The following is an 18,037-nucleotide window of genomic DNA, read 5'->3' on the forward strand; positions in this document are numbered from 1 at the left end:
AGGGCAGACCGACCCTGACAGGAGAATTGTGGCTGGTAAACCACGCGTGCACGAGATCGCCGCTGAACTCGGCGTCGACAGCAAGTTCGCACTCGCGAAGCTCAAGGAACTCGGCGAGTTCGTGAAGTCCCCCTCTTCCACGATCGAGCCCCCGGTCGCGCGCAAGCTGCGCGCCGCCATCGAGGCCGACAAGCCGGCGGGGGCCGCGCCTGCGACCGGCGGCGCCCCCGCGGCGAAGCCCGGTGCGGCCAAGCCCTCCGGCGCCACCCCCGGCGCGCCCAAGCCCGGGCCCAAGGCGCCGACCCCCGGCCCCAAGCCGGGTCCGGCCAAGCCCGCCGAGGCGCCCGCCCCGGCTCCGGTCGCCGAGCAGCCCGCGGCCCCGGCCGCTCCGGCTCCGGCAGCCGCGGCCGCCGAGAAGTCGTCGGCGCCCAAGCCCGGCGGATCCGCGGCTCCCCGCCCCGGCGCCCCGCGTCCGGGCAACAACCCGTTCGCGTCCTCGCAGGGCATGGGCCAGCGTCCCGCCGGCCCGCGTCCGGGCAACAACCCGTTCGCGTCGCAGCAGGGCATGGGCCAGCGCCCGACCCCCGGCAACATTCCGCGTCCCCAGGCCCCGCGCCCGGGTTCGCCGCGCATCGGCGCACCCCGTCCCGGCCAGGGTGCCGGCCGTCCCGGCCGTCCCGGCGCGGGTGCCGGTCGTCCCGGTGCTCCGTTCCAGCAGCGCACCGGCGGCCCCGGCCGTCCCGGTGGTGCCGGTGCGGGCGGTGGCTTCCAGCGTCCCGGCGGCGGTGCCGGCGCGGGCGCTCCCGGCGGTTTCGCCGGTCGTCCGGGCGGTGGCGGCGGCCGTGGCCGCGGCCCCGGCGGCGGCACGGCAGGCGCCTTCGGCAAGGGCGCGGGCAAGAGCAAGCAGCGCAAGTCGCGGCGGGCGAAGCGGCAGGAGTTCGAGATGCGGTCGGCGCCGGTCGTCGGCGGCGTCAACGTCTCGAAGGGCAACGGCGAGATCATCCGCCTGCGCCGCGGCGCGTCCATCGCGGACTTCGCGGACAAGCTCGAGGCGCTGCGCGGCTACACCGTGCAGCCCGGCACGCTCGTCACGATCCTGTTCAACCTCGGCGAGATGGCCACGGCGACGGAGTCGCTGGACGAGGCCACGTTCGAGGTGCTCGGCGCCGAGCTCGGCTACAAGATCCAGATGGTTTCGCCCGAGGACGAGGACAAGGAGCTCCTCGAGGGCTTCGGTCTCGATCTCGAGGCCGAGCTGGAGGCGGAGAGCGAGGAAGACCTCGAGATCCGTCCTCCCGTGGTCACCGTCATGGGTCACGTCGACCACGGTAAGACCCGACTGCTCGACGCGATCCGCAAGACCAACGTCATCGAGGGCGAGGCCGGCGGCATCACCCAGCACATCGGTGCTTACCAGGTGTGGACCGAGCACGAGGGCATCGAGCGCGCGATCACCTTCATCGACACCCCGGGTCACGAGGCGTTCACTGCCATGCGCGCCCGTGGTGCGCAGGTGACCGACATCGCGATCCTCGTGGTCGCGGCCGACGACGGCATCATGCCGCAGACGGTCGAGGCGCTGAACCACGCCCAGGCGGCCGGTGTGCCGATCGTGGTCGCGGTCAACAAGGTCGACAAGCCCGAGGCCAACCCGGCCAAGGTGCGCCAGCAGCTCACCGAGTACGGTCTGGTCGCCGAGGAGTACGGCGGCGACGTCATGTTCGTCGACGTGTCGGCGCGGGCCGGCACCGGCATCCAGGACCTCCTGGACGCCGTGCTGCTCACCGCGGACGCGGGCCTGGACCTCACCGCCAACCCGAACAAGGCCGCCCGAGGCATCGCCATCGAGGCGAAGCTCGACAAGGGCCGCGGTTCGGTCGCGACGGTGCTGATCCAGTCCGGAACGCTCCGGGTCGGCGACGCGATCGTCGCGGGCACCGCCTACGGCCGCGTGCGCGCCATGATCGACGAGAACGGCGATGCGGTCGAGGCCGCAGCCCCGTCCCGTCCGGTCCAGGTGCAGGGTCTGAACTCGGTCCCGCGCGCCGGCGACGTCTTCATCGTGACCGACGAGGACCGCATGGCCCGTCAGATCGCGGAGAAGCGCGAGGCCGTCGAGCGCAACGCCCAGCTGGCCAAGGCTCGCAAGCGCATCTCGCTCGAGGACTTCACCCGCGCTCTCGAAGAGGGCAAGGTCGAGACGCTCAACCTCATCATCAAGGGCGACGTGTCCGGTGCGGTCGAGGCGCTGGAGGAGTCGCTGCTCAAGATCGAGGTCGACGACTCGGTGCAGCTGCGCATCATCCACCGCGGTGTCGGTGCGATCACCGAGTCCGACGTGAACCTGGCGACGATCGACAACGCGATCATCGTGGGCTTCAACGTCCGCCCCGACACCAAGGCCCGCGAGGCCGCGGCGCGCGAGGGCGTGGACGTCCGGTTCTACTCGGTCATCTACAACGCGATCGACGAGATCGAGAACTCCCTCAAGGGCATGCTCAAGCCGGAGTTCGAAGAGGTCCAGTCGGGTGTCGCCGAGATCCGCGAGGTGTTCCGCTCCTCGAAGTTCGGCAACATCGCCGGTGTCATCGTCCGCTCGGGCACGATCACGCGCAACGCCAAGGCGCGCGTCATCCGCGACGGCGTCGTCATCGCCGATGGCCTGGCCATCGAGTCGCTGCGCCGCTTCAAGGACGACGTCACCGAGGTCCGCACGGACTTCGAGTGCGGTATCGGCCTCGGCAAGTACAACGACATCCAGATCGGCGACGAGATCGAGACCACCGAGATGGTCGAGAAGCCGCGCGCCTGACCCCGTCGCGGTCGTCGAGCGAGTGAAGCGAGACGAAACGCGGTATCCGGCATACTCGTCGGGTACCGCGTTTCGTCTCGGTCGCCTGCCGCGTCCTCGCGCAACGACCTCGAAACCACTGAGGAGAACACCATGGCCGGAGAACGACAGGCACGTCTCGCGGATCGGATCCGCGTCATCCTCGCCGAGCGGCTGGAGAAGGGGCTGCGCGACCCGCGCCTCGGCTTCGTGACGATCACCGACGTGCGCGTCACGGGCGACCTGCAGCACGCGTCCGCGTTCTACACGGTGCTCGGCACCGAGGAGGAGCGGGTGGCCTCCGGCGCCGCACTCACCGCCGCCACGGGCCTCCTGCGCAAGGAGGTCGGGCGTCAGCTCGGCGTGCGCCTCGTGCCGACGCTCGAGTTCATCCCCGACGCCCTGCCGGAGAACGCCGACCACATCAGCGACCTGCTCCGCCAGGCGCGGGAGCGGGACGAGGAGGTCGCGAAGCTCGCGGCCGCCGGGAGCTACGCGGGCGAGTCCGACCCCTACCGCGTCGAGGTCGAGCCCCAAACGGACTGAGTCCAAGAATTCGGCGTCGCTCTCGCGCCGCTGGTAGCATGCTCGGACGTGCCAGGCGGCACGGGCAGGCCTGCGCCGGGGGGTGCGTGACGATGGAGGATGCGGTGTCCGACGCGCCGTCGCGCGCCGGTGCCTCACAACCCGTCCCCGCCGCCCCGCACGTGCGCGCCGCGGTCGCCGCGGTCTGCGCCGACGATCCGGCCGCGGTCGCCGAGGTCCTGGCGGCCCTCACCGCCGAGCAGCGCCGCGGGGTGCGGATCCTTCCCGATCCGCTGCCCCTGGTCCCGGCGATCTCGGCGCGCGCCGTCCTTTCCGTGCCGGAGGGTGCGGATCCGGGCGCGCTCCTCGCCCTCGCCCTGGCCGGGGAGGGGCGCGTCGACGTGCTGGGCGCGCTCGCCGGCGGCGAGGCCGATCGGATCGCCCTGTCGCCGCTCGCGCAGGTCGTCGAGTTCGGCGCGGGCCGATTCCGTCTCGCGGACCCGGCGCTGCGGATGCACGTGCTCGGCTCCGCGACGGACGCCGAGCGGATCGCCGCTCACCGGCGTCTGGCGGTGATCCTCGACGAGGCCGGCGACGACGAGGGCGCGCTCCGGCACCGGGCGTGCGGAGCGCTGCTGCCCGATCCGTCCCTGGTCGCGCCGCTGCTCCGCCAGGCGCGCGAGGCTCTCACCGCGGGCGACGCCGCCACCGCAGCGAGGGCGGCCGCCGAGGCCGTCGACCATGCCGCCGCCGGCACCCCGCTGCAGGCGGAGGCTCTGCTGATCGCGGGCCGGGCCGGACTCGCCGGCGGCTGGGTCGCGGACGCGCTGGACCGGGTGCGGCCGGTGCTCGCCGGGGGCGGCGCGAACCGGGCCGACGCGGTCGCGGAGTTCGTCCTCGCGCACACGCTCCTGCACGGGGCCGTGCCGGGGCCCGAGTCGCTCATCCCCGCGGGACGAGCGGGCGCCCGCAGCGGATACCGGCGCGCGGTCGCGCTCGGCGCGGCGCTCAGCGCGCAGCGCGGCGACCGGGAGAAGGGCGCCGCCTGGCTCGCCGCGGGTGGGGAGACTGGCCAGGCGGCCGACGTCCGGTCCGCGCTGACGGCCTGGTGCGGGGCGCTCGCGGGGGACGGCGCGGATCCGGTCGGCGACGGGGACATCCTGCGGCGGGTCGCGCACGCGATCGCCGTGGGCCTCGACGGCGATCCGGACGCGGGGGTGCGGATCCTCGCCGAGCCGGATGCGATCCTCGACGAGGATCCCCTCCTCGCACCGCTCCTGCACGGTCCGCTGCCGCGCGCGGCGAGGGCCGTCGCCGAGGTGCTGCTGCAGGTGTGGGCCGGACGGATCAGGGTCGCGCACGATCTTCTCGCCTTTGCCGCCCGGGACCTGCCGGTCGCCCTGCCCTTCGCCGGTCTCGCCGTGGTCCTCGCGCGCCGGCTCGAGCTGGCGGTGAACGGGCGGACCGGAGCGCTGTCGGAGGATCTCGCCACGGCCGCCGGCAGCCCCGACGAGGCGGATGGCTTCGTCGATCGCGCGATCGCCGCCTACCTGCACGGCCGCACCGACGAGGCCGCCGTTCACCTCGGGCTCTGGGCCGACCTCGGCGCGCCCGCCGAGCCGTTCGGGATCCCCGGGCTCGACGAGGTCGGCCCGATCGACCAGGCCGCCTCGGCGGAACCGCCGGAGACCGCAACGGCACGCGCCCTGCGCGGCCGGATCCGCTCCGCCCGGGAGGCGTCATGGCGCTCGGATCTGGAGTCCGCGGCCGAGGAGGGGCGGGTGGTCCGCTCGCCGTTCGAGCGCGCCAGGGTGGAGGCGCTGCTCGGGTCCTCGTACGCGGCCCGCGGCGACCGAGCGGCCGGAGTGCGGCATCTCCGCGCTGCGCGGAGCCTGTTCCAGGAGTCGGGGGCGCGGGCCTGGCGGAGGATGGTCGATCGCCGCCTGCGACGGCTCGGCGAGCAGCCGCGCGAGTCCGAGCCGCGCGAGCCCGCACCGGGAGCCGACGCCTCCGCCGATCCGATCGAGACGGCGCCGCCGCGCGTCGTCGAGCCGCTCGAGATCTGCCGGGCGACGTGGGAGCCGATCCTCACCGCGCGCGAGCTCGAGGTCGCGCTGCTGATGGCCGAGGGGCTGCCGAACCGCGAGATCGCGCTCGGGCTGCACGTCTCGGTCCGCACCGTGGAGGTGCACGCCGGCCGGGTCTTCGCCAAGCTCGACGTGCGCACCCGCCACGAGCTGACTGTGCTCGCGCACCGCACCGACCAGCACCTGTGATTCCGCCGCGTCCTCAGCGGGGGAGCAGCAGGACGCCGTCCGCGGCCTCGAGCAGCCCGTCCGCGATGAGCGAGTCGATCGCCCTGTCGCGCTGCACCCGGTCCGGCCAGTCCGCGAGCACGGCGTCGGCGGGCAGCCGATGCTCGACCGCGTGCCGGAGCGCCCGGAGCACGCCGCCGCGCGCCTGCCGGTCCGAACCCTCGTACTTCGCCTGGCGGCGCCGGCGGTCCTCGCCCTCCGGATACCCGGCCGCACGCCAGGCGCAGAGGCCGGCGAGCGGGCACGCGCCGCAGTCGGCCGCACGCGCGGTGCACAGGGTCGCCCCGAGCTCCATCGCCGCGGCGTTCACGATCGCCGCGCTCTCCGGATCGTGGGGGAGCAGAGTGAGCATGTCGTCGAGGTCGCGGCGGGACGGCGGATCCGGCTGCGCGCGGCCGTGCACCGCGCGCGCGATCACCCGGCGGGTGTTCGTGTCGACGACGGGGTGGCGGTCGCCGAACGCGAACGCCGCGACGGCGCGGGCGGTGTAGTCGCCGATCCCGGAGAGGGCGAGCAGCGCGTCCACGTCCCGCGGGACGAGACCGCCGTGCTGCTGCACGATCTGCACCGCGGCCCGGTGCAGCCACAGCGCCCGCCGCGGATAGCCGAGGTTCGCCCACTGCTGCAGCACCTGGGCGGGCGTCGCGAGGGCGAGGCCCGCGGGATCGGGCCAGCGCGCCAGCCACGCCTCCAGGTGCGGGATCACCCGGGTCACCGGCGTCTGCTGCAGCATGAACTCGCTCACGAGCACGCCCCAGGCGCCGTACCGCTCGAGGTACTCCGGTCGTCGCCACGGCAGGTCCCGCGCGTGCGCGCGGTACCAGGGGATCAGCGCGGCGGCGGGGGAGTAGGGCACGGGAGTCCACGCTACCGCGCCGGGCCGCCGGGATCCCCTCCGCGCGCCCTCTAGGCTGGGGGGATGCCAGCCAGCGGGATCCTGCTCGTCGACAAACCGGGCGGGATGACGAGCCACGACGTCGTCGCCCGCACCCGCCGGGCGTTCGGCACCCGCAAGGTCGGGCACGCCGGGACCCTGGATCCCATGGCCACGGGGCTGCTCGTCGTCGGGATCGAGGCCGCCACCCGGCTGCTCACCTTCGTCGTCGGCGCCGACAAGACCTACGTCGCCACGATCCGGCTCGGTCAGAGCACGACCACGGACGACGCGGACGGCGAGATCACCGTGTCGGCGTCGGCCGACGCGCTCGCCGCCGTGACCCCGGAGCGGATCGCCGACGGCATCGCCGCGCTCACCGGCGCGATCTCCCAGGTGCCCAGCGCCGTCTCCGCGATCAAGGTCGACGGGCGCCGCGCCTACGACCGGGTGCGCGCGGGGGAGGAGGTCGAGCTCGCCGCGCGCGAGGTCGTCGTCTCCCGGTTCGACGTCCTGGACGACCGCCCCGGCGTCTCGGGCTCGGGGGCCGCCGTGCGCGACCTCGACGTGATCGTGGACTGCTCCTCGGGAACGTACATCCGGGCGCTCGCCAGGGACCTCGGCGCCGCGCTCGGCGTCGGCGCGCACCTGACCGCCCTTCGGCGCACCAGGGTCGGGCCCTTCGACGTCGCGGACGCCGTCGATCTCGACGGGCTCGCGGACGCCGCGCCGATGTCGTCGGCCGAGGCGGCGGGGCGGATCCTGCCGGTGCTCGCGGTGACCGCCGAGGAGGCCGTGGACCTGCGGCACGGCAAGCGGCTGCTCGGCCAGCGGGCGCGGCTCGACGCGCCGCGCGCCGCCGCGATCGACCCGGACGGCGCCCTCATCGGGATCGTGGAGCGCCGCGGTGACGACCTGAAGAGCGCGATGAACATGCCCGAGCAGGGGAAGGGGGCCGAATGATCCTCTGGTTCACCGTCGTCCAGCTCGTCGTGGCCGTCGCGTCGGGTGTGTTCTGCCTCGGTCTCGGCTTCGCAGGACGGCGCCCCAGCGACTGGTCGGTCGGATCCCTCGCGCTCGTCGAGCTTCTGCTGATCGTGCAGGTCGTGTCGGCGATCGTCTCCCCTTTCGCCGGCAATCCGCCGAAGGGGGATCCGCTCGAGTACGGCGTGTACCTCGTCTCCGCCGTGCTGCTGCCGATCGGCGGGGTGGTCTGGGCGCTGCTCGAGCGCAGCCGGTGGAGCACCGTGATCCTCGGCGCGGTCGCACTGTCGCTCGCCGTGATGATCTGGCGGATGCAGGTCATCTGGACGACGCCCGCCTGACACCGGGGCGGGGGCCGGACGCTCGGGGCCGCCTGTCCCGCCGTCGGCGAACGTCCTCGGGAACGTCCGTACAATGGGATCCGCCATGAGCACCGCGCGTCCTCCGATCCCGCCCGACTCCGCCCCTTCGTCGGAGCCCGACCCGACCCGGACCGCATCCGCGCGGCCGCGCATGCGCGGCGTGGGACGGGTCCTCGTCATCGTCTACGCGGTGATGGCGCTCGGAGCGACCGGCCGCTCGTTCGTGCAGATCGTGCGCAGCTTCGACGAGGCTCCGGTCGCCTACACGCTCTCCGCCGCGTCCGCCGTCGTCTACATCGTGGCCACGCTCGCCCTCATCCTCTCGGGCCGCTCCGGCTGGTACCGGATCGCCTGGACCGCGATCGTCTTCGAGATGATCGGCGTGCTCGTCGTCGGCACGCTGAGCCTGGTGGATCCCGGCCTGTTCCAGCACCCGACGGTGTGGTCGGTGTACGGCATCGGGTACGTGTTCATCCCGCTCTTCCTGCCGATGGCCGGGCTCTGGTGGCTCGTGAAGCACCGTCCCGCGGCGCCCGCGCCGACCGGGGGTGCGCGCGCATGATCGTCTTCCGCGATCCGTCCGAGGTGCCGGCCGACTTCGGTCGCACCGTCGCCGCCATCGGCAAGTTCGACGGCGTGCACGCCGGGCACCGCGCCGTGTTCCGCAAGGCCGCGCTCGACGCCGCCGAGCTCGGCGCGAGGACCGTGGCGGTCACCTTCGACCGCAACCCTCTGAGCATCCTGCGCCCGGACCACTGCCCCGACGCCCTCGTCTCGGTGGACCGCAAGATCGAGCTGCTCTCCGAGTGCGGGCTGGACGCCGTGCTCGTGCTGACCTTCGACGAGCAGCTCGCCGCCCGCACCGCGGAGGACTTCGTGCGGTCGATCCTGGTCGACGCCCTGCACGTGGCCGCCGTGCTCGTCGGGCGCGACTTCCGGTTCGGACGCGGGGGAGCGGGCACGCCCGGTCTGCTGCGCGAACTCGGCGCGCAGGACGACTTCGTGGTCGACGTGATCGAGGACGTGTTCCTCACCGGCACCGACCGCCGGATGTCGTCGTCCTGGGTGCGCGAGCTCCTCGCGGCGGGTGACGTGGCGCTCGCCGGCACCGTGCTCGGCCGGCCGGTCTCGGTGCGCGGCGAGGTGGTGCACGGGCACAAGCGCGGGCGCGAGCTCGGCTTCCCCACCGCCAACCTGCCGGCCATGCTGGACGAGTTCGTCCCGGCCGACGGCGTGTACGCGGGCCGCATGATCGACCACACCACGGGACTGACCCACCCTGCCGCCGTGTCGGTCGGCACCAACCCGACCTTCGACGACGTCCTCGAGCGCCAGGTGGAGGCGCACGCGATCGACCGGCCCGGTCTCGACCTCTACGGACACGACGTCACGGTCGAGTTCACCCACCGCCTGCGCGGCATGACGGCGTTCGACAGCATCGAGGCGCTGATCGCCGGCATCGCGTCCGACGTCGCCCAGGCGCGGATCCTGCTGGGGATCGAGGAGCCGGATACGGCGCGCTCGAACGCGCAGTGATCCGGATCCGGCTCCGCGTGGCGTAAACTGGCGGCAGACCCGCTGCGATCGACGTGCGTGATGCGCGCTCGCGGGGTCGTCGTCCGCTTGTCTTCCGGCTCTCGCCGGGAGCCGTACGGCCACAGCCCGTTCGCGGACACGCATTGTTCTGCAGAACCGCCGCTCGCCCCGGTGCGCAGCGGCATCCACGCTCAGGAGGAGCATGCCGACCACGGCAACCACCGCCACCCGGCGGAAGAGGACGTCGCGTCGCGACGAGGACGCGCCGCTGATCCCGATCCTCGCGCGCAAGGTGCGCGAGATCGAGGCGAAGGCGCAGCGCGGCAAACTCGGCCCGACCAACCGCGTCAAGTTCCAGGTGATCGCCTTCCTGGTGCGCGAGGAGCGCGCCAGGGTCAAGTCGGACGCCGGGATCGGCGACGTCGCGCGCGCCGAGCTGCTCAAGCGCCTCGACGGCGTCGCGACGATCCTCGCGAAGACGGCCGCCCGCGACACGTCGCTCATCCAGCTGCTCGAGGCCGACCAGGCCACGAGCCCGGTCGCGAAGCGCATGCGCCGCGACTGGCTGCTCGAGTCTGGCGCGGAGCTCGCCCCCGAGGAGCTCGTCATCGCCGACGTGGCCCGGGTGCAGCAGGCCCCGGTGGTGCCGGCCGCGCTCGCCGAGCGTCAGGTGACCCCGCCGTCGGTCGAATCCCGGATGCTCGCGAACCCGTTCCTCGCCCCCGACCTCACCCCGCGGCCGGCGTCGACACCGCGCCGACGGCTCGACGGCTGGGAGCTGATGGGGCCGCTGTACAAGTCGTTCGCGATGGGCGCGGGCGGTTCCGCGGCGTCCATGGAGCTGCCGCCGCTGCCCGAGTACGACCACCTCTCGCCGAAGGGCCTGGAGGTGATGGTGCACCAGTCGCGGTTCCTCGAGTCCGTGCGCGCCGGCCACCGGTCGTTCCTGCTCGCCGACGAGCCGGGCCTCGGCAAGACCGCGCAGTCGGTGCTCGCCGCCTCGGTCGCGCACGCCTACCCGCTCCTGGTCGTCGTGCCGAATGTCGTGAAGATGAACTGGGCGCGCGAGGTGGAGCGGTGGACTCCCCAGCGTCGCGCCGCCGTCATCCAGGGCGACGGACAGGACGTCGACGCCTTCGCCGACGTGTTCATCGTGAATTACGAGATCCTCGACAGGCACCTGTCCTGGCTCGGCGAGATCGGCCTGCGCGGCATGGTCGTGGACGAGGCGCACTTCATCAAGAACCTCTCCTCGCAGCGCTCGCAGAACGTGCTGGCGCTGTCGTCGCGGATCCGCGAGCAGGCGCCCGGCGGGAAGCCGCTGCTGATGGCGCTGACCGGAACGCCGCTGATCAACGACGTCGAGGACTTCGACGCGATCTGGCGGTTCCTCGGCTGGACCAACGGCGAACGGCCCTCGCCGCAGCTCGCCGAGAAGCTCGATGCGACCGGCCTCACCCCGGCGGACAAATCGTTCTACGGTGAGGCCAGGGACGCGGTGATCTCCATGGGGATCGTGCGTCGCAAGAAGAAGGACGTCGCGGCGGACCTGCCGGACAAGCTCATCGCCGATCTGCCCGTGCAGCTGGACGACGAGTTCGGGCGCGGGATCCGCCAGGCGGAGCGCGAGCTCGGCGCGCGGATGGCGGCGAAGTACCGCCGGATCATCGAGGCGCGCGGCGACCGCGGAGGGTCCCTGAGCCTGTCGAAGGGGGGCGAGATCGACGACGACATCGTCCGTCTCGTCGCACACGGCGAGCTCGAGGAGTCCAAGGCCGCGGGCACGGGCGGGGACAACGTCTTCACCATGGTGCGCAAGATCGGTCAGGCCAAGGCCCTGCTCGCGGCGGACTACGCGGCGCAGCTGCAGCGCTCCGTCGGCAAGGTCGTCTTCTTCGCCAAGCACGTGGACGTGATGGATCAGGCCGAGGCGCATTTCGCCGCGGCCGGGATCCGCTCCGTCTCCCTGCGCGGCGACCAGACCGCGGTCGCCCGGCAGCAGGCGGTCGACGCCTTCAACGGCGACCCGGGGGTCGGGATCGCGGTGTGCTCGCTCACCGCGGCCGGTGTCGGCGTGAACCTGCAGACGGCCTCCAACGTCGTGCTCGCCGAGCTCAGCTGGACCGCGGCCGAGCAGACCCAGGCGATCGACCGGGTCCACCGCATCGGCCAGGACGAGCCGGTCACCGCTTGGCGGATCATCGCCGCGCACACGCTGGACACGAAGATCGCCGAGCTCATCGACCAGAAGCAGGGGCTCGCCGCGCGCGCCCTCGACGGGGAGGCCGTCGAGGAGAACGCCAGCGAGTCGGTGCAGATGGCGGCGCTCATGCACCTGCTCCGCGAGGCGCTCGGCGGGGCGTGATCGCAGGGTCGCAAGAACACCGATTCCTCGCGGCACTTTCGGGCTGCCGAGCCGGATTCGGTGCAAAAAAGGGAAAAGTCCCCGAAGAGGGTGTCAAGAACCACGGTTTTCGGCGCTCGGAATGGCGTTGCGGCGTCTGTCGGCGCTAGGGTCGAACCTGGCAACGGCGCCGCGCTTCCTTCCCCCACCCCTTCCCGAGGACGACCCATGAAGATCGGCATCCTGACCAGCGGCGGCGACTGCCCCGGCCTGAACGCGGTCATCCGCGGCATCGTGCTCAAGGGCACCACCACGTACGATTTCGAGTTCGTCGGGATCCGCGACGGCTGGCGCGGCGTCGTCGATGCGGACTTCTTCCCGCTCACCCGGCACGAGGTGAAGGGCCTGTCCAAGGTCGGCGGCACGATCCTCGGCACGAGCCGCACCAACCCGTACGACGGTCCGCACGGCGGCGCCGAGAACGTGGCGAAGAACCTCGCCAAGCACGGGATCGACGCGATCGTGGCGATCGGCGGCGAGGGCACCCTCGCGGCCGCGAACCGGCTCTCCGCCGACGGGATCCGGATCCTCGGCGTCCCGAAGACCATCGACAACGACCTGCGTGCGACCGACTACTCCTTCGGCTTCGACACGGCCGTCAACATCGCGACCGATTCGATGGACCGCCTGCGCACCACCGGCGACTCGCACCAGCGCTGCATGGTCGCCGAGGTCATGGGCCGGCACGTCGGCTGGATCGCCCTGCACGCCGGCATGGCCGCGGGGGCGCACGCGATCTGCATCCCCGAGGTGCCGATGTCGATCGAGGAGATCTGCGACCTGGTGACCTCTGCGAGCGACCGGGGCCGGGCCCCGCTGGTCGTCGTGTCGGAGGGCTTCAAGCTCAAGGGCATGGACCAGGCGTACAGCGACAAGGGGCTGGACGCCTTCAACCGCCCGCGCCTCGGCGGTATCAGCGAGGTCCTCGCGCCCGAGATCGAGCGCCGCACCGGCATCGAGACCCGCTCCACGGTGCTCGGGCACATCCAGCGCGGCGGTTCGCCCTCGGCGTTCGACCGGGTGCTGGCGACCCGCCTCGGCCTGCACGCCGCCGACGCGCTCGTCGACGAGTCCTGGGGGCAGATGGTGGCCCTGCGCGGAACGGACATCGTCCGCGTCCCGTTCGCCGAGGCCCTCGGCGAGCTGAACACGGTCCCGCTGCAGCGCTACGAAGAGGCGGCCGCGCTGTTCGGCTGAACGGCGTTGCCGGCCCGGTCATGCGTCGGATCAGGCCATCACGCCGGATCAGGCGATGGAGTCGGGTGAACGCCTGATCTCGCGCGATGGCCTGATGTCGCGCGGGGCTGAGGCGAGAGGTGCAGGCCCTGCGCGATCGCGTCCAGGACGGTCTGCTGCACCAGGTGAGGATCGTTGTCGATCTGCCAGGGGTCGAAGCGCAGGATCGTGTACCCGCGCACCGCGAGGCGCGCGTCGGCCTGGATATCGCGACGTCGATCGCGCGGAGAGCTGTGGTGTGCGTATCCGTCGATCTGGACGCCCAGCCGTCGCCCGATCAGCCCGTCCAGGGGGTGCCCGTCGACCCAGACCTGTTGATGCACGTCGACCCCGATCTCCCTCATCAGCACGAGGAATGAGGATTCCGGCCCGGAATCGGAACGGCATCCGACCGCGGCCGCAAGATCGGCCGCGGCTCTCGACCGCCAGCGCACTCGCTCGAGAACGTCGAGATCGATCCGTTCGCGGCGAACGGCGGACTCCCAGATCGCGAGCGCGTCCGCCGGCGGAAGGCACCCGGCGACCTGGAACAGGACGTTGACGATCGGCTCTTCGCAGGACCGAGCAGCGACCGGCACGGGGCCCTGAGCACAGTGCACGCGGACGCCGGCGTGCTCGAAGCGGGATGCAGTTCTCGGCAACCAAACGTGGATCTCGGGCGTCCTCACCTCCCAGAGGCCGGCGAGCGAAGCGGCGGTGGCGCACGTCGGCCGTCCGCCGACTGCGGCTGCCCGGATCCGTCGTTCGTCGCAGTCCGGGGTGACCAGCCAGGACCTTCGGATCCGCAGGAGACTCCCTCGTGCGACCGCGGTTCGGACCGCATGCTCGGTGAATCCGGCCTGGCGCAGCGTCGAGGAGTGCGAGACCCCGTGCCTCGCGCGCACCCACTCCGCCGGACGCTGCTGATGCATCGTCCCAGAGTGCGGGAGCGGGATGCGCTGGAGAGCCATCGCTGCGGAAGCCGTGGGAGATTTGGTCACGGGCGGTGCTGTGCAGGACGATCCCCGACGCCTAGCCGCCACGTGGGGTCAGGCGAACACGCCGGATCAGGCCTGCGTCGTGCCGCGTTGCCTGTTTCTGCGTGATCGCCTGAGCCCGCGCGGCGCGCGGCGGGCAGACCCGCTCTCACCCCCCGGCGGCCCCGAGCCGGTCCAGGATCCAGGCGAGCTCGAACGCGCGCTCGCGCCAGGAGTTGTACCGGCCGCTCACGCCGCCGTGGCCGGCGACCATCTCGCACTTCAGCATCACGTCCGCGGATCCCGCGTCACGCAGCCGGGCGACCCATTTGGCCGGCTCGACGTACAGCACACGGGTGTCGTTGAGCGAGGTGACCGCGAGGATCGGGGGATAGGCGACGCCATCGCGCACGTTCTCGTACGGCGTGTACGACTTCATGTACGCGTACACGTCGGCGTCGTGCAGCGGGTCGCCCCACTCGTCCCACTCGATCACGGTGAGGGGGAGCGACGGATCCAGGATCGTCGTCAGCGCGTCCACGAACGGCACGGAGGCGAGGATCCCGCTGAACAGCTCCGGGGCGAGGTTCGCCACCGCGCCCATCAGCAGGCCCCCCGCGCTGCCGCCCTCCGCGACCAGGCGGTCCGGCGCGGTCACGCCCTCGGCGACCAGGTGCCGGGCGCAGGCCACGAAGTCGGTGAACGAGTTCGCCTTGTGGCCGAGCTTGCCGTCCTCGTACCACTGCCGGCCCATCTCGCCGCCGCCGCGGACGTGCGCGACGGCGAACACCACGCCGCGGTCCAGCGCCGACAGCCGCATCATCGAGAAACCGGGGTCGATCGAGTGCTCGTACGACCCGTAGCCGTACAGGTGCACCGGGCGCGGCTCGGATCCGGGCTCGCCGAACGAGCGCTTCCACACCAGCGAGATCGGGATGCGGGTGCCGTCCTCGGCGATCGCCCAGTCCCGGCGCTGCCCGTAGTCGGCCGGGTCGTAGCCGCCGAGCACGGGCTGGCGCTTGCGCAGATGCAGCGCGCCGGTCGCGAGCTCGAGGTCGTACACGGTCGACGGCGTGACGAAGGATCCGTAGCCCAGGCGCAGGAACGGCGCCGCCCACTCGGGGTTGCCGCCGAACCCGGCCGAGAACAGCGGCTCGTCGAAGGAGAGCTCGTCCAGGTCCCCCGTGGTCGGATCCATCAGCGCGATCCGCTCCAGTCCCTCGAAGCGGTACGCGACCACCGTGACGTCGCGGAAGGCGTCCACGTCGAGCAGGCGCCGGCCGGGCGTGTGCGGCAGGATCACCCGGCGCCCGCCCTGCGGATCCGCCGCCGGCACGGACACGAGCTCGAAGTCCAGCGCCTCATCGTTGTGCAGGATGAGCAGCTCGTCGCGGCCGTCCACCACCGCGTGCTCGACCGAGTACTCCACGCCCTCGCGGCGCGGCCACACGACGCGCGGCACGGCGGTGAGGTCGTCCAGATCGACGAGGTGCTCCTCGCTGGTGATGCTGGATCCGACCCCGATCACGAGGTACTTGCGGCTGCGGGTGATCCCGGCGCCCAGCCAGAACCGCTCGTCCGGTTCGTGGAAGAGCTGTACGTCGTCCGTCACGGGGGTCCCGATCCGGTGCAGCCAGAGGGTGTCCGGACGCCAGGACTCGTCGACCGTCGTGTAGAGGATCGCGGCGCTGTCGGGCGTGAAGAACGCGCCGGAGGTGCCGGGGATCTCGTCGGGCAGGGTCTCGCCGGTGACGAGGTCGCGCACGTGCACCGTGTAGCGCTCGTCGCCCTCGAAGTCGGTCGACCAGAGCAGCCGGGTGGCGTCGTCCGACACGTCGAACGCGCCCATCGCGAAGAACTCGTGCCCCTCGGCCTCGACGTTGCCGTCGAGCAGGATCTGCTCCCCGGGCACGGGGACGGCGGCGTCCAGGACCGGCGGCGTCCAGTCGTCGGGGGAGGCCACGGCCGCGCGGCACTGCAGACCGTACTGCTGCCCCTCGACGGTGCGGCCGTAGTACCACCAGTCGCCGCGGCGGGTCGGCACGGACAGGTCCGACTCCTGCACCCGCGCCTTGATCTCCTCGAACAGCGTCTCCCGGAGCGGGCCGAGGTGCGCGACGCGGGCATCGGTGTACGCGTTCTCCGCCTCGAGGTGCGCGATCACCGCGGGGTCCTCCTTGGCGCGCAGCCAGTCGTACGGGTCGTCGAACACGTCGCCGTGGTGGCTGCGGAGGAGGGATCGGCGTGCCGCCCGCGGGGGAGCGGGGACGGCGGCGGGAACGGAGTCGGAGGTCACCGTCCCACGCTAGCCGAGGTCGAGTTGACCGGCGCAGGGAGGGGTGGGAGGATTCTCACGGCCCGTTAACGGATGCTGAAGCCCCGGTGAACTCTTCGTTCGTCACATCCTCCACTCCCTGAAAGCGACCGGTGGAAACCGCAGCCCTCATCGTCGTGCTGGTCATCGTGCTGGCACTGTTCTTCGACTTCACCAACGGGTTCCACGACACGGCCAACGCCATGGCGACGCCCATCGCGACGGGGGCGCTCAAGCCCAAGGTCGCGGTGCTGCTCGCCGCCGGGCTGAACCTCGTCGGGGCGTTCCTGTCGACCGAGGTCGCGGCCACCGTGTCCGGCGGCATCGTGCGGGAGGATCCCAGCACCGCGCATATGTTCCCGGCCCTGATCTTCGCCGGGCTCATCGGCGCGATCACCTGGAACATGCTGACCTGGCTGCTCGGGCTGCCGTCCAGCTCCTCGCACGCCCTGTTCGGCGGACTCATCGGCGCGACCCTGGTCGGCATCGGGATCGGCGGCATCAACTTCGGCGTCGTGCTGTCGAAGGTCGTGCTGCCGGCGCTCATCTCCCCGGTCACGGCAGGTCTCATCGCGTATCTCGCGACCAAGCTCGCGTACCTGATCACCCGCCGCTACGACGGCAAGCCGGACGGCCGCGACGGCTTCCGCTGGGGCCAGATCTTCACCTCCTCGCTCGTGGCGCTCGCGCACGGCACGAACGACGCCCAGAAGACGATGGGCGTGATCACCCTCGCCCTGATCTCGGTCGGCTGGCAGGCGCAGGGCGACCACCGGCCGCACATCTACGTGATCGTCGCGTGCGCGCTCACGATCGCGCTGGGCACGTACCTCGGCGGGTGGCGGATCATCCGCACGCTCGGCAAGGGCCTCACCGATGTCAAGCCCGCACAGGGCTTCGCGGCCGAGACCTCGACCGCGGCCACGATCCTCGCGTCCAGCGCGCTCGGCTTCGCACTGTCCACCACCCAGGTCGCCTCGGGATCCGTGATCGGATCCGGACTCGGACGGCGCGGTTCCAGCGTGCGCTGGCGGACCGCAGGGCGGATCGCGATCGGCTGGGTGCTGACCCTTCCCGCGGCCGCCGTGGTGGGCGGGATCGCCGCCCTCATCGTGCGGATCGGATCCGGCTGGGGCGTGCTCGTCGACGTTCTCCTCGCGCTCGGGATCATCGTCGGCCTGTTCCTGCGCTCCCGCCGCAACGCGGTCACGGCGAACAACGCGTTCAGCGAGGTCGCCGCCTCCGGGCGCGCGGTCGACGTTCCGGACGCGCCGCCGCTCACCCCGCGACAGGAGCGGGTGCAGCGGGCGCAGGAGCGCGTCAAGGCCAAGGCGAAGAAGGGCGAGCGATGAGCATCGTGATCAACTGGCTCGCCTTCCTCGAGGTGCTCGGCGTCGCGCTCGCCGGCACCCTGCTCGTCGTCGGCTTCTATGCGACCGGACTGCGCATGCTCGTTCGGGCCGGGCGCTCCCCGGTCGTCACGCCGGCCGAGTTCACCGACGCGATCACGGTCATCTCCGAGAAGCAGGCCAAGCGTGCCGCGAAGGCCGCCGCGAAGGCCGCGAAGAAGAGCCCGCTCAGCGACGGCGCCAAGCGGCTCGCGCTGATCGCGGCGTTCGGATGCTTCGCCCTGTGCGCCGCCGCCGTGGTCGCGGGGATCCTCCTCATCGTCCTCCGCTGAGCGGCGCCGGGGCTCCGTCC

General features: G+C 72.4%; 14 protein-coding genes. 11 read left to right on the top strand and 3 right to left on the bottom strand.

From position 1 onward, the window contains the following. Positions 1-28 precede the first annotated feature (28 nt). The 3 genes from infB (at position 29) to RBR11_RS00465 (ending at position 5,631) form a co-directional block, all read left to right on the top strand. A complete protein-coding gene (infB, locus tag RBR11_RS00455) occupies positions 29-2,812 on the top strand; it encodes a translation initiation factor IF-2 (protein ID WP_308487324.1) in 2,784 nt (927 codons plus the stop codon). 132 nt (positions 2,813-2,944) lie between these two features. Then, a complete protein-coding gene (rbfA, locus tag RBR11_RS00460; protein ID WP_308487325.1) occupies positions 2,945-3,376 on the top strand; it encodes a 30S ribosome-binding factor RbfA in 432 nt (143 codons plus the stop codon). Positions 3,377-3,480: 104 nt separating this feature from the next. Beyond that, on the top strand, positions 3,481-5,631 hold the full coding sequence (locus RBR11_RS00465; RefSeq protein WP_308487326.1) for a LuxR C-terminal-related transcriptional regulator: 2,151 nt from the start codon (positions 3,481-3,483) through the stop codon (positions 5,629-5,631). A gap of 13 nt (positions 5,632-5,644) precedes the next feature. Here RBR11_RS00465 and RBR11_RS00470 read toward each other — a convergent pair whose 3' ends face one another. Continuing rightward, entirely contained in the window at positions 5,645-6,526 is an 882-nt protein-coding gene (locus tag RBR11_RS00470; RefSeq protein ID WP_308487327.1) for an HhH-GPD family protein, read from the bottom strand. Positions 6,527-6,589: 63 nt separating this feature from the next. Here RBR11_RS00470 and truB point away from each other — a divergent pair, with 63 nt between their 5' ends. From truB to RBR11_RS00500, 6 genes are all read left to right on the top strand, one after another. Further along, complete coding sequence (gene truB / locus RBR11_RS00475) at positions 6,590-7,507, top strand: tRNA pseudouridine(55) synthase TruB (RefSeq protein WP_308487328.1); 918 nt, start codon at positions 6,590-6,592, stop codon at positions 7,505-7,507. Further along, positions 7,504-7,869, top strand: a complete 366-nt coding sequence (locus tag RBR11_RS00480; RefSeq protein WP_308487329.1) for a hypothetical protein — start codon at positions 7,504-7,506, stop codon at positions 7,867-7,869. The genes truB and RBR11_RS00480 overlap by 4 nt, the downstream gene beginning before the upstream one ends. A 172-nt stretch (positions 7,870-8,041) precedes the next feature. Beyond that, entirely contained in the window at positions 8,042-8,452 is a 411-nt protein-coding gene (locus RBR11_RS00485) for a hypothetical protein (protein ID WP_308487781.1), read from the top strand. Further along, positions 8,449-9,426 (top strand): bifunctional riboflavin kinase/FAD synthetase, encoded by a 978-nt coding sequence (locus tag RBR11_RS00490; protein ID WP_308487330.1) that lies wholly within the window; start codon positions 8,449-8,451, stop codon positions 9,424-9,426. The genes RBR11_RS00485 and RBR11_RS00490 overlap by 4 nt, the downstream gene beginning before the upstream one ends. A 202-nt stretch (positions 9,427-9,628) precedes the next feature. Beyond that, positions 9,629-11,791 (top strand): DEAD/DEAH box helicase, encoded by a 2,163-nt coding sequence (locus RBR11_RS00495; RefSeq protein ID WP_308487331.1) that lies wholly within the window; start codon positions 9,629-9,631, stop codon positions 11,789-11,791. 207 nt (positions 11,792-11,998) lie between these two features. Further along, entirely contained in the window at positions 11,999-13,027 is a 1,029-nt protein-coding gene (locus tag RBR11_RS00500) for an ATP-dependent 6-phosphofructokinase (RefSeq protein ID WP_308487332.1), read from the top strand. Positions 13,028-13,065: 38 nt separating this feature from the next. Here the strand turns inward: RBR11_RS00500 and RBR11_RS00505 are convergent, their stop codons facing one another. Together RBR11_RS00505 and RBR11_RS00510 are read right to left on the bottom strand one after the other, a co-directional pair. Next, positions 13,066-13,644: an endonuclease domain-containing protein gene (locus tag RBR11_RS00505; RefSeq protein ID WP_308487333.1), complete on the bottom strand. Its 579-nt coding sequence runs from the start codon at positions 13,642-13,644 to the stop codon at positions 13,066-13,068. A 547-nt stretch (positions 13,645-14,191) separates the two neighbouring features. Then, positions 14,192-16,318 (bottom strand): S9 family peptidase, encoded by a 2,127-nt coding sequence (locus tag RBR11_RS00510; protein ID WP_308487334.1) that lies wholly within the window; start codon positions 16,316-16,318, stop codon positions 14,192-14,194. Positions 16,319-16,449: 131 nt separating this feature from the next. Here RBR11_RS00510 and RBR11_RS00515 point away from each other — a divergent pair, with 131 nt between their 5' ends. Next, positions 16,450-17,688 carry an inorganic phosphate transporter gene (locus RBR11_RS00515; RefSeq protein ID WP_308487335.1) on the top strand — a complete coding sequence of 413 codons (1,239 nt, stop codon included), beginning with the start codon at positions 16,450-16,452 and terminating at the stop codon, positions 17,686-17,688. Continuing rightward, entirely contained in the window at positions 17,685-18,017 is a 333-nt protein-coding gene (locus RBR11_RS00520) for a peptidase (RefSeq protein ID WP_308487336.1), read from the top strand. Before RBR11_RS00515 ends, RBR11_RS00520 begins: the two co-directional genes overlap by 4 nt. Positions 18,018-18,037: the final 20 nt, after the last annotated feature.

This window comes from Microbacterium capsulatum (assembly GCF_030865425.1).
In the GTDB taxonomy this organism is placed as follows: Bacteria; Actinomycetota; Actinomycetes; order Actinomycetales; family Microbacteriaceae; genus Microbacterium; species Microbacterium capsulatum.